Here is a 13,763-nt window from a genome sequence, read left to right as displayed (position 1 = left end):
GTAGTTAATAACTTTTAGTATGACTAGAGAAGAAAAATCAATCGCGATTGAAAATTTAACTGCACAGTTAGCTGGTACAAATATTATATATGTATCTGATATTTCAGGACTTAACGCAGAAACTACTTCAAGTTTAAGAAGAGCTTGTTTTAAAGCAGGTATAAAATTAGAGGTTGTAAAAAACACTTTGCTTGCAAAAGCAATGGAAGCTTCTGATAATGATTATGGTGATTTACCTTCAGTATTGAGTGGTAATAGCGCTATCTTTATTTCAGATGTGGCTAATGCTCCAGGAAAAATCATTAAAGATTTTAGAAAAAAATCAGCTAAGCCTATTTTAAAAGGTGCTTACATTAACTCTGAAATTTATTTAGGTGATGATCAATTAGATGCATTAGCAACTATCAAATCTAAAGAAGAGCTTATTGGTGAAATCATTGGATTATTACAATCACCTGCACAGAGAGTTATTTCTGCTTTACAAAACCAATTCGCTGGTAGCGAAGAGGTTTCTGAGGAAGATGAAGCTTAATAATTTTAGATTTTATCTAATATTATTTGAATTACGCGCACAATAAATAAATTATATTTTACAAATCATTTTAAAACGATAAAAAAATGGCAGATTTGAAACAATTCGCAGAACAATTAGTTAACCTTACAGTTAAAGAAGTTAACGAATTAGCAACAATATTAAAAGATGAGTACGGAATCGAACCAGCTGCTGCAGCTGTAGTAGTTTCAGGTGGTGGTGAAGCTGCTGCTGAAGATGTTCAAACTGAATTTACAGTTGTATTGAAAGAGGCTGGTGCTTCTAAATTAGCAGTTGTAAAATTAGTTAAAGAACTTACAGGTTTAGGTTTGAAAGAAGCTAAAGATGTAGTTGATAGCGCTCCAAGTAACGTTAAAGAAGGTGTAACTAAAGAAGAGGCTGAAGGTCTTAAAAAATCTTTAGAAGAAGCTGGAGCTGTTGTTGAGCTTAAATAATTAAACTCCGTTTAATGAATACGGTTTAGGTCATGGGTTTAATCACCTTTTGACCTAAACCATTTTTTCGTATAATTAAAATCTAGCGTTTTTAGATGCTTTTTTTATTTATCGAAATATATTTTACCCATTACGATGAAAAAAAATTAATAGATAATAAGAAAGTAGTTATCCTTAATTAATTTTTAAAAGATGTAATGCATGTGAAATAATCATACAAATAGCTTCTTATTTGTATAATAAAATTACTTTTTAATCAAAATTTTGTTCATTGATGCTAACAAATCAGACTGAAAGATTGAATTTTGCCTCAACTAAAAACATTCCTGACTATCCAGATTTTCTAGATGTTCAGGTTAAATCGTTTAAAGATTTTTTTCAATTAGAAACTAAATCAGACGAAAGAGGTGACGAAGGGCTTTACAATACCTTCATGGAGAATTTTCCAATTACTGATACGAGAAATAATTTCGTATTAGAATTCCTTGATTACTTTGTAGACCCACCACGTTATACAATTCAAGAATGTATAGAAAGAGGTCTTACCTATAGTGTACCTTTAAAAGCTAGGTTAAAACTATATTGTACCGACCCAGAACACGAAGATTTTGAAACGATTGTTCAAGATGTTTATTTAGGAACAATTCCTTATATGACACCAAGTGGTACTTTTGTAATCAATGGTGCTGAGCGTGTAGTTGTATCTCAATTACATCGTTCGCCTGGAGTTTTCTTTGGTCAATCATTCCATGCCAATGGGACAAAATTGTATTCTGCGAGAGTAATTCCGTTTAAAGGTTCTTGGATTGAATTTTCTACAGATATCAATAGTGTAATGTATGCTTATATTGATAGAAAGAAAAAACTTCCTGTAACAACTTTATTCAGAGCTATTGGTTTTGAAAGAGATAAGGATATTCTTGAAATTTTTGATCTTGCTGAAGAAATTAAGGTTTCGAAAACAGGTCTTAAAAAATATATCGGTAGAAAATTAGCGGCACGTGTATTGAATACATGGCATGAAGATTTTGTTGATGAAGATACTGGTGAGGTAGTTTCTATCGAACGTAACGAAATAATCCTTGATAGAGATACAATTATCGATAAAGATAATGTAGAAGAGATCATTGATTCTAACGTTAAATCTATTTTGTTACATAAAGAAGATGCAAATCAAGGTGATTATGCGATCATTCATAATACGTTACAAAAAGACCCAACAAACTCTGAAAAAGAGGCTGTTGAGCATATCTACAGACAATTACGTAACGCTGAACCGCCTGATGAGGAAACCGCTCGTGGTATCATTGATAAATTATTTTTCTCTGATCAGCGTTATAACTTAGGTGAAGTAGGTCGTTATAGAATTAATAAAAAATTAGGTTTAGATACCCCAATGGAAAAGCAAGTCTTGACCAAAGAGGATATCATCACTATTGTTAAATATTTGATTGAATTAATCAACTCAAAAGCTGAGATTGATGATATTGATCACTTATCTAATCGTCGTGTAAGAACAGTTGGAGAGCAGTTGTCTCAACAATTTGGTGTTGGTTTAGCTCGTATGGCTAGAACCATTCGTGAGAGAATGAACGTTAGAGATAATGAGGTGTTTACACCGATAGATTTGATTAATGCTAAAACATTATCATCTGTAATCAACTCTTTCTTTGGAACAAATCAGTTGTCTCAGTTTATGGATCAAACAAATCCATTAGCAGAGATTACGCACAAGAGAAGATTATCTGCACTAGGACCAGGTGGACTTTCGAGAGAGAGAGCTGGTTTTGAGGTACGTGACGTTCACTATACGCATTACGGACGTTTATGTCCAATTGAAACTCCAGAGGGACCAAACATTGGTTTGATTTCATCTCTTGGTGTTTATGCTAAAGTTAACGGAATGGGTTTCATTGAAACACCTTACCGAAAAGTAACTAACGGAGTTGTAGATTTAGAGTCTACTCCAGTTTACTTAAGTGCTGAAGAAGAAGAAGGTATGTTGATTGCACAAGCAAACATTCAAATGGATGCTGCTGGTAAAATTACTGCTGAGGATGTTATTGCTCGTCAAGAAGGTGATTTCCCAGTAATTGAGCCTTCAAAAGTTGATTATACTGACGTTGCGCCTAACCAGATTGCATCAATTTCTGCATCTTTGATTCCTTTCTTGGAACATGATGATGCGAACAGAGCCTTGATGGGATCTAACATGATGCGTCAGGCGGTTCCTTTGATTCGTCCTGAAGCTCCAATTGTAGGTACAGGTTTAGAGCGTCAAGTTGCTTCTGATTCTAGAGTGTTGATAAATGCTGAAGGTGATGGAGTTATTGAGTATGTTGATGCTAATATAATCACTATCAAATACGATCGTTCTGAGGAAGAAAGAATGGTTAGTTTTGAACCAGATGAAAAAACATATAATCTAATTAAATTTAGAAAAACCAACCAAGGTACAAGTATCAACCTTAAACCAATCGTAAGAAAAGGGGATAGAGTTGTTGCTGGTCAAGTACTTTCGGAAGGTTACGCAACTCAAAATGGAGAGTTAGCTCTTGGACGTAACTTGAAAGTGGCGTTTATGCCATGGAAAGGGTACAACTTTGAGGATGCGATTGTAATTTCTGAAAAAGTAGTTCGTGATGATATTTTTACCTCTATACACGTTGATGATTATTCATTAGAAGTTAGAGATACTAAATTAGGTAACGAAGAATTAACGAATGATATTCCTAACGTTTCTGAAGAAGCTACTAAAGATTTGGATGAAAACGGTATGATTAGAATTGGAGCCGAGGTAAAACCTGGTGACATTCTTATCGGAAAAATTACTCCAAAAGGAGAATCAGATCCTACTCCAGAAGAGAAATTGCTTCGTGCAATCTTCGGGGACAAAGCAGGTGATGTAAAAGATGCTTCTTTAAAAGCGTCTCCTTCTTTACATGGTGTTGTTTTAGACAAGAAATTGTTCGCAAGAGCAGTGAAAGATAAACGTAAACGTACACAAGACAAGGATGCTTTAGGAGCACTTGAAATGGAGTTTGAAGTAAAATTTGTTGAATTAAAAGACAAATTAGTTGAAAAACTTTTCTTGATCGTTAACGGGAAAACATCTCAAGGTGTAATGAATGATTTGGGTGAAGAAGTTTTACCAAAAGGTAAAAAATATACTCAAAAAATGCTTTATGCTGTTGAAGATTTTGCTCACTTAAGTAAAGGTCAATGGGTAGCTGATGATGCTACTAATACTATGGTTAATGATTTAATTCATAACTATAAGATTAAATTGAATGATTTGCAAGGTGCGTTACGTAGAGAGAAATTTACAATTACTGTAGGTGATGAATTACCAGCTGGTATCTTAAAATTAGCTAAAGTTTATATCGCTAAGAAACGTAAATTGAAAGTGGGTGATAAAATGGCGGGACGTCACGGTAACAAAGGTATTGTTGCACGTATCGTTCGTCATGAAGATATGCCTTTCCTTGAAGATGGAACACCAGTAGATATCGTATTGAATCCACTTGGGGTACCTTCTCGTATGAACATTGGTCAAATTTATGAAACTGTTCTTGGTTGGGCTGGAATGAACTTGGGTAGAAAATTTGCTACTCCAATTTTTGACGGTGCTTCACTTGATCAAATAAATGCTTTGACTGATGAGGCAGGTGTACCACGTTTTGGACATACTCATTTATATGATGGAGGAACTGGAGAGCGTTTCCACCAAGCAGCAACTGTTGGAGTAATCTACATGTTGAAATTGGGTCACATGGTTGATGACAAGATGCACGCACGTTCTATAGGTCCATACTCATTGATCACTCAACAACCACTTGGAGGTAAAGCTCAATTTGGAGGTCAACGTTTTGGAGAGATGGAGGTTTGGGCACTTGAGGCTTATGGAGCTTCTAGTACGCTACGTGAAATCTTGACTGTTAAATCTGATGATGTTATTGGTAGAGCTAAAACTTACGAAGCAATCGTTAAGGGTGAGTCTATGCCAGAACCAGGATTACCAGAATCATTCAATGTATTAATGCATGAATTGAAAGGTCTTGGACTTGATATTCGTTTAGAGGAATAAATAAATTTTGTCAACTGTAGAGATGCGATTAATCGCATCTCTACTTTGGCATTTATATAAGTTTTTAGGATTTAGACCCGTAACCCGTTCCGATTTTTTATGAAATTTCAAATAATTTTATAACTAGCACTTCAAAATAAAAAGGTTTGAAGTTTAGAGAAGTAACCCGAGGTAGTGTTTAAGTCAAAAGTTTGAAAGTCAAAAGTAAAAAGTCAGTCGTGACTTTAAAACTTTATGACATTTGACTTTAGACTAAAATCAAATCAATTTTTTAATTGCAAATAAATCAATAGTAAAAACTATGATGAATAATAGAAATAACAACAATAAGGATAAAAACCCTGTAAAAAGGTTTAATAAAATCTCAATCGGTCTTGCATCTCCTGAATCTATTTTGAAAGAATCAAGAGGGGAAGTTTTAAAACCGGAAACAATTAACTACAGAACGCACAAACCAGAGCGTGACGGATTATTTTGCGAAAGAATTTTCGGTCCTGTTAAGGATTTTGAATGTGCTTGTGGTAAATATAAAAGAATACGTTACAAAGGGATTATCTGTGACCGTTGTGGTGTTGAAGTAACTGAGAAAAAAGTACGTAGAGATAGAGTAGGTCACATCAATCTTGTGGTGCCAATTGCTCACATCTGGTATTTCCGTTCTTTACCAAACAAAATTGGTTATATCCTTGGTCTTCCATCTAAGAAATTAGACATGATTATTTACTACGAAAGATATGTAGTAATCCAAGCTGGTATTGCTAAAAATCCTGATGGAGAATCATTACAAAGATTAGATTTCTTAACCGAAGAAGAGTATTTGAATATTTTAGATACACTTCCTGCAGACAACCAATATTTAGATGATTTTGATCCTAATAAATTTGTTGCCAAAATGGGAGCAGAGTGTATTATGGATTTGTTAGCAAGAATTGATCTTGATGCATTGTCTTACTCATTAAGACATAGCGCTAACAATGAAACATCTAAACAACGTAAAACTGAAGCTTTAAAAAGATTACAAGTAGTTGAATCTTTCCGTGAGTCTAACTTAAACCGCGAAAACCGTCCTGAGTGGATGATTATGAAAGTGGTACCAGTTATTCCACCAGAATTGCGTCCGCTTGTGCCACTTGATGGAGGTCGTTTTGCAACTTCAGATTTAAATGATTTATACCGTCGTGTAATCATCCGTAACAACCGTTTGAAAAGATTAATGGAGATCAAAGCTCCAGAGGTTATCTTGAGAAACGAAAAACGTATGTTGCAAGAATCTGTAGATTCATTATTTGACAACACGCGTAAAGCATCTGCTGTTAAAACAGAATCAAACAGACCTTTAAAATCACTTTCTGACTCGTTAAAAGGTAAGCAAGGACGTTTCCGTCAAAACTTATTGGGTAAGCGTGTGGATTATTCTGCTCGTTCGGTAATTGTTGTTGGACCTGAATTAAAACTATCTGAGTGTGGTATCCCAAAAGATATGGCAGCAGAATTATACAAACCTTTCGTAATCCGTAAATTGATTGAAAGAGGTATTGTAAAAACTGTTAAATCAGCTAAGAAAATAATAGATAAGAAAGAGCCTGTAGTTTGGGATATCCTTGAAAATGTAATCAAAGGTCACCCAATCTTACTAAACCGTGCTCCTACTTTGCACAGACTAGGTATTCAAGCATTTCAACCAAAATTAATTGAAGGAAAAGCAATCCAATTGCACCCTTTAGTTTGTACGGCATTTAATGCGGATTTTGATGGGGATCAAATGGCGGTACACTTACCATTAGGACCAGAAGCTATATTAGAGGCTCAGTTATTAATGTTAGGTTCGCACAATATCTTGAACCCTGCAAATGGTGCTCCAATTACGGTACCATCTCAGGATATGGTCTTGGGTCTTTATTATATGACCAAAGAACGTTTGTCAACTCCTGAAATGAAAATTTTAGGTGAAGGAATTACTTTCTATTCTGCAGAAGAGGTGAACATCGCTTTGAATGAAGGAAGAGTAGAGTTGAATGCTCGTGTTAAAATTAGAGCAAAAGATTTTAACGAAGCAGGTGAATTAGTATACAAAGTGATTCAAACTACTGCTGGACGTGTATTGTTTAACGAAGTTGTTCCTGAAGCTGCTGGTTATATCAATGACGTATTGACTAAGAAAAACTTAAGAGACATTATTGGTCACGTACTTAGCTGTACAGATGTTCCAACAACTGCTGCTTTCTTGGATAACATGAAAGATATGGGGTATAAATTCGCCTTCAAAGGTGGTTTATCATTCTCATTAGGAGATATTAGAATTCCAGATCAAAAGCCTCAGTTAATTGCTGATGCAAGAGAACAGGTTCAAGGTATTTCTGCAAATTATAACATGGGTCTTATTACCAATAACGAACGTTACAACCAAGTTATTGATGTATGGACATCAGCAAATGCTCAATTAACAGAGCTAGCAATGAAAAACATTAGAGAAGATCAACAAGGATTCAACTCGGTGTACATGATGCTTGACTCTGGAGCAAGGGGATCTAAAGAACAAATTCGTCAGTTAACTGGTATGCGTGGTTTGATGGCTAAGCCTAAAAAATCTACTGCTGGTGGTGGTGAAATTATTGAAAACCCGATTCTTTCGAACTTTAAAGAAGGTCTTTCTATCCTTGAGTACTTTATCTCTACTCACGGTGCTCGTAAAGGTCTTGCGGATACGGCTTTGAAAACGGCCGATGCTGGATACTTGACTCGTAGATTACATGATGTTTCTCAAGACGTTATTGTTAACATCGAAGATTGTGGTACTTTGAGAGGTGTTGAAGTTTCAGCATTGAAAAAGAACGAAGAAATTGTAGAATCATTAGGAGAAAGAATCTTAGGACGTGTAGTTTTACAAGATTTGATTAATCCATTGACTAACGAAGTATTGGTTCATTCTGGTGAGCAAATTACCGAAGCTATTATGAAAGCTATTGATGCTTCTCCTATCGAGAAAGTTGAAGTGCGCTCTCCACTAACTTGTGAAGCTTTAAAAGGTATTTGTGCTAAGTGTTACGGTCGTAACCTTGCAACAGGTAAAATGACACAAAGAGGTGAGGCAGTTGGTGTAATTGCAGCACAATCTATTGGGGAACCAGGAACACAGTTAACATTACGTACTTTCCACGTTGGAGGGGTTGCGGGTGGTATATCTGAAGAATCAAGCATCATCACTAAATTTGCTGGTAAGCTTGAAATTGAAGATCTTAAAACTGTTAAAGGTGAAGATAGCGAAGGAAACTCAGTTGATATCGTTGTTTCTCGTTCTACAGAGTTAAAATTAATTGACGAAACAACTGGTATTTTATTAAGTACTAATAATATTCCTTACGGTTCAAGCATTTTTGTTGCAGATGGTCAATCTGTAGCTAAAGGAGATGTAATTTGTAAATGGGATCCATATAACGGAGTTATTGTTTCTGAGTTTACTGGTAAAATTGCTTACGAAGATTTAGAACAAGGACAGTCGTTCATGGTTGAAATCGATGAGCAAACTGGTTTCCAAGAAAAAGTAATTTCTGAATCTAGAGCTAAAAAATTAATCCCAACTTTATTAGTTTACGGTAAAGATGGAGAATTGATTCGTTCTTACAACTTACCAGTTGGTGCCCACTTGATGGTTGAAAACGGTGAGAAAATTAAAGCTGGTAAAGTATTGGTGAAAATCCCACGTCGTTCTTCTAAATCAGGAGATATTACAGGAGGTTTACCAAGAATTACAGAGCTTTTAGAAGCTCGTAATCCATCTAATCCAGCTGTAGTTTCTGAAATTGATGGTGTTGTTTCTTTTGGAAAAATCAAAAGAGGTAACCGTGAGATTGTTATCGAATCTAAATTTGGTGATGTTCGTAAATACTTAGTTAAATTATCAAGCCAAATTTTGGTTCAAGAAAATGACTTCGTAAGAGCAGGTGTGCCATTGTCTGACGGAGCAATTACTCCAGATGATATTTTAAGAATACAAGGTCCAGCTGCTGTTCAACAGTATTTGGTTAATGAAATTCAAGAAGTATACCGTTTACAAGGGGTAAAAATCAACGACAAGCACTTTGAAGTAGTAATACGTCAAATGATGCGTAAAGTAAGAGTACAAGATCCAGGTGATACTTTATTCTTAGAAGATCAATTGATTCACACTAAAGATTTTATTGTTCAAAATGATAAGCTTTACGGAATGAAGGTTGTTGAGGATGCTGGTGATTCAAGCGTTTTAAAAGAAGGTCAAATCATTACTCCTCGTGAGTTGCGTGACGAAAACTCTTTATTGAAACGTACGGATAAAAATCTTGTTGTTGCCCGTGATGTTGTAACTGCTACAGCAACTCCAGTATTACAAGGTATTACCAGAGCTTCGCTTCAAACGAAATCATTTATCTCTGCTGCATCGTTCCAAGAAACTACTAAAGTATTAAATGAAGCTGCTGTTGCAGGTAAAATTGATTACTTAGAAGGATTGAAAGAAAATGTAATCGTAGGACACAGAATTCCTGCAGGAACAGGTATGAGAGAATATGATGCTACAATTGTAGGGTCAAAAGATGATTACAATGATATGATGGCTAACAAAGAGGAGTACATTTATTAATACAAGGATATGAGCAATTCAAACCAACAACAAGATCAAATTAATATAGAATTAGATGAAGTAACTGCAGAAGGAATTTATTCTAACTTAGCAATTATCAATCACTCTTCTTCAGAATTTGTTTTAGATTTTGTTAGTATAATGCCTGGAATTCCTAAGGCTAAAGTGAAATCAAGAATTGTCTTGACACCACAGCATGCTAAACGATTATTAAAGGCTATTGGAGAAAATATCCATAGATTTGAAATTGCCCATGGCGAAATTAAAGACACGGAACAGTTGCCCATACCGCTCAACTTTGGCCCAGCCGGTCAAGCATAAATTTCAAAAGCTCCAGTATATTTACTGGAGCTTTTTTTTTAGGTTATAACTGGGTAAATTGTTTTGGATTTTAATTTGTTAAATCGATATTACTAAACAGAAATCTATGTGTTTAAATCGTTATTATTACATGCTTTAATATTAAATTTTGTGCTTTAATCGACTATTATGGTGCTTTGTCGAAAATTTTTTTTACGACTAAACAAATGGTATACTTTTGTTTCGGATTTGGATGTCAACTCCCCGAAAAAAAATATTATTATTTATGAAATATTTCTCGTCTTTAGTTTGCAATGAATTAACACTTAAAGGTTGCCTTTTTTTCTTTTTTATATTGTGTTCTAATGTAACTTTTTCGCAATCTTCACAAACCATTGTAGAAAATAATCCTATTGAAATAGTATCAGTTAAAAATGAAAATATAACTAAAACGAGTACAACAAATAATGTGAATTTTGTGCTTTGGTTTATGGGTTCTAAACAAGATACTAAATCAAATACTTCTATCGAAGAAACAAATACAAAAAAACAAGTAATTACATCAGGTACTGCTCCTAATAGAATTTTAATTAAAACTTTCTTGAAAAAAGCAATTAACTCAGAAGTTATGGTTGCTTAAAAATATAAAAAACAAAAAAAACGCTAATTGAAAGATTAGCGTTTTTTTTTGGTATTTATGTCCCGTCCTGAAATAGCGATACACAAAAACAATCGTTATGGAAGAATACACGAATTATGTAAAGCGCACCCAGCGAGATTACAGCATGTCCTTAAAACTTCAAATCGTTAGAGAAGTTGAGCAAGGTAGTTCATCAATTACCCAAATTAGAAAACAATATGGCATTCAAAGCCATGCTACAGTTCTGGGCTGGTTACGAAAATTTGGTAACTTTGATTGGGAAAACCAATCCCCTTTGAATATGGCAAAGTCACCCGAACAAAAAATTATGGAACTTGAAGCCCAAGTCAAGCTATTAGAAAAACAAAAGGCTCTTTTAGAACGACAAGCTTACGTTGCAGATAAAAAAGCAATCTTGTTTGACATGATGATTGATTTAGCTGAGAAAGAATATCATATCGATATCCGAAAAAACTCTGCACCCGAACAATCGCCCGCTTTAGAGCAAAAGAACAAAAAACAGTAGCGTTTACCTGTTATTTGTTCGGGATAGACAGACAGGTTTATTATCGAAAGACTAGAAGAATAGCATCCAAACAAAACAAAGCCAAAGAAGTGATTTTGATGGTGAATAATATCAGGAAGACAATGCCTAGAATAGGTACTCGAAAACTATATTATCTTTTGTTGGATAAACTTCAATTAATGAAAATTGGAAGAGATAAGTTCTTTGATATACTCAGAGCCAATCATTTATTGATACATCCTAAACGAAGTTATCATGTAACGACTAACTCACATCATCGATTTAATAAACATCAAAATCGAATTCTAGATTTAGAAATTAACAGACCAGAGCAAGTTTGGGTCTCTGATATAACCTATATAGGAAAAAGAGATAATCCTTGCTATTTAAGCTTAGTCACAGATGCTTATTCTAAAAAGATTATGGGATATTATGTTGCCGATAACATGAACACAGAAAGCAGTTTGAAGGCTTTTAAAATGGCTCTTAAACACAGAAACAACAAAAACTTACCATTGATACATCATTCAGACAGAGGGATTCAATATTGTGCTAATGACTACCAAAAGCAACTTAATAAAAATAAAATTCTATGCAGTATGACACAAAACTCTGACCCTTATGAAAATGCAGTGGCAGAAAGGATCAATGGTATTTTAAAACAGGAATTTAGGATTGACAAATACAATCAAAAAGCAGAAATCATGCAAAAAATTGTAAAAGAAGCTATTGATATCTATAATGAAATCAGACCTCATTATTCTAATTACATGCTTACTCCAAATCAGATGCATCACCAAAACAAAATTAAAATGAGAACCTATAAAACAAAAAACAGTAGCAAACCAGAGCTTGCTACTGTCTAAAATTGTACTTTTATTTTTTATTAATCCTGTATCACTTTTTCAGGACTAGACATTATTTAGATCGGAACTATTCAAATTCAGAAGTAAAAAATAATTTCACATTGGGATATTTGTTTTGTGTCATCTGTATAGTAAAATCGGAGTCTGCAAGAAATACTAATTGACCGTATTTATCATGAGCTAGAAATTTTTGTTTAATTCTTCTGAACTCTTTAAATTCTTCACTTTTTGGGTCATTTGGTTTTACCCAACAAGCTTTATGTACAGGAAAGTTTTCATACGTACATTTTGCACCATATTCATGTTCTAAACGGTATTGAATTACTTCGTATTGCAAAGCACCCACCGTTCCAATAATTTTTCTATTGTTCATTTCTAGAGTAAATAATTGCGCTACACCTTCATCCATTAGCTGATCAACTCCTTTCTCCAGCTGTTTAGCTTTCATAGGATCAGCGTTGTTAATATATCTAAAATGCTCAGGAGAAAAACTTGGAATTCCTTTAAAGCTCATTAATTCCCCTTCGGTCAGTGTGTCACCAATTTTAAAATTTCCAGTGTCATGAAGGCCCACAATATCTCCAGGATAAGAAATATCTACAATTTCTTTTTTCTCTGCAAAAAAGGCGTTTGGGCTAGAGAATTTTAAATTTTTCTTTTGTCTTACGTGATAATACGGTTTGTTTCTTTCAAAAGTTCCAGAAACAATTTTTATAAAAGCGAGTCTATCTCTGTGTTTAGGATCCATATTGGCATGGATTTTAAATACAAAACCAGACATTTTTTGTTCTTCTGGATCTACAAGTCTTGTTTCGGAATCTTTAGGTCTTGGCGAAGGTGCAATTTCTACAAAGCAATCTAGTAGTTCTCTAACACCAAAATTATTCAAGGCTGAACCAAAGAAAACGGGTTGTAGTTTTCCGTCTAGATAATCTTGTTTGTCAAATTTTGGATACACTTCGTCAATTAACTCTAATTCTTCTCTAAGTTTATCGGCTGGTTTTTGACCAATTATTTTTTCAAGCTCTGGACTTTGTACATCTGAGAAAGCAATTGTTTCTTCTATGTTTTTACGACTATCACCACTGAATAAATTGATATTTTGTTCCCAAAGATTATAAATTCCTTGAAAGTCATATCCCATCCCGATAGGGAAACTCAAAGGTGTTACGGTAAGTCCAAGTTTTTGTTCAACTTCATCCATTAAGTCGAATGCATCTTTTCCTTCTCTATCTAATTTATTGATAAATACAATAATTGGAATTTTACGCATTCTACAAACTGCTACTAATTTTTCAGTTTGTTCCTCTACACCTTTAGCTACGTCAATCACTACAATAACACTATCAACTGCTGTTAAAGTTCTAAAAGTGTCTTCGGCGAAATCCTTGTGTCCAGGTGTATCAAGTATGTTTATTTTCTTGTCTTGGTAATTAAATGCAAGTACAGAGGTAGATACAGAAATTCCTCTTTGGCGTTCAATTTCCATAAAGTCACTCGTAGCACCTTTCTTTATTTTATTATTTTTTACGGCACCTGCTTCTTGAATTGCTCCTCCAAAAAGAAGTAATTTTTCAGTCAATGTCGTTTTTCCAGCATCAGGATGTGAGATAATCCCGAAAGTTCTTCTGCGTTGTATTTCTTCTAAAAAGCCCATATGTATATGAATAGTTTGCAAAAGTACTATTTATATACGCTATTTGAAAATTTGATCTGTTTAAAAGGTATTTTCGTATTGTGTA

At 34.3% G+C, this 13,763-nt stretch carries 9 protein-coding genes; 8 read left to right on the top strand and 1 reads right to left on the bottom strand.

Going from position 1 to position 13,763, the window contains the following annotated elements; all coding sequences use genetic code 11:
- The first annotated feature begins 19 nt into the window (after positions 1-19).
- The 8 genes from rplJ (at position 20) to K5V07_RS11790 (ending at position 12,021) form a co-directional block, all read left to right on the top strand.
- Complete coding sequence (rplJ, locus tag K5V07_RS11825) at positions 20-532, top strand: 50S ribosomal protein L10 (RefSeq protein ID WP_221917632.1); 513 nt, start codon at positions 20-22, stop codon at positions 530-532.
- 86 nt (positions 533-618) lie between these two features.
- Entirely contained in the window at positions 619-987 is a 369-nt protein-coding gene (gene rplL / locus K5V07_RS11820; RefSeq protein WP_086455315.1) for a 50S ribosomal protein L7/L12, read from the top strand.
- Positions 988-1,261: 274 nt separating this feature from the next.
- A complete protein-coding gene (gene rpoB, locus K5V07_RS11815) occupies positions 1,262-5,074 on the top strand; it encodes a DNA-directed RNA polymerase subunit beta (RefSeq protein ID WP_144889109.1) in 3,813 nt (1,270 codons plus the stop codon).
- 301 nt (positions 5,075-5,375) lie between these two features.
- Entirely contained in the window at positions 5,376-9,689 is a 4,314-nt protein-coding gene (rpoC, locus tag K5V07_RS11810) for a DNA-directed RNA polymerase subunit beta' (RefSeq protein ID WP_221917631.1), read from the top strand.
- Between the two features lie 9 nt (positions 9,690-9,698).
- The gene (locus tag K5V07_RS11805; RefSeq protein WP_144889107.1) at positions 9,699-10,010 is read left to right on the top strand and encodes a DUF3467 domain-containing protein; all 312 of its coding nucleotides are present in this window, start codon (positions 9,699-9,701) and stop codon (positions 10,008-10,010) included.
- Between the two features lie 265 nt (positions 10,011-10,275).
- The gene (locus K5V07_RS11800; RefSeq protein ID WP_144889106.1) at positions 10,276-10,629 is read left to right on the top strand and encodes a hypothetical protein; all 354 of its coding nucleotides are present in this window, start codon (positions 10,276-10,278) and stop codon (positions 10,627-10,629) included.
- A gap of 97 nt (positions 10,630-10,726) precedes the next feature.
- On the top strand, positions 10,727-11,155 hold the full coding sequence (locus K5V07_RS11795; protein ID WP_221916217.1) for a hypothetical protein: 429 nt from the start codon (positions 10,727-10,729) through the stop codon (positions 11,153-11,155).
- 14 nt (positions 11,156-11,169) lie between these two features.
- On the top strand, positions 11,170-12,021 hold the full coding sequence (locus tag K5V07_RS11790; protein WP_221916371.1) for an IS3 family transposase: 852 nt from the start codon (positions 11,170-11,172) through the stop codon (positions 12,019-12,021).
- A gap of 67 nt (positions 12,022-12,088) precedes the next feature.
- Here the strand turns inward: K5V07_RS11790 and K5V07_RS11785 are convergent, their stop codons facing one another.
- Complete coding sequence (locus K5V07_RS11785) at positions 12,089-13,678, bottom strand: peptide chain release factor 3 (RefSeq protein WP_221918183.1); 1,590 nt, start codon at positions 13,676-13,678, stop codon at positions 12,089-12,091.
- Positions 13,679-13,763 lie beyond the last annotated feature (85 nt).

It is taken from the genome of Flavobacterium sp. CHNK8 (assembly GCF_019774515.1).
GTDB classification, from domain to species: domain Bacteria; phylum Bacteroidota; class Bacteroidia; order Flavobacteriales; family Flavobacteriaceae; genus Flavobacterium; species Flavobacterium tiangeerense.
Note: the sequence above shows the minus strand (reverse complement) of the source record. Positions and strands in the feature narration are given on the sequence as shown.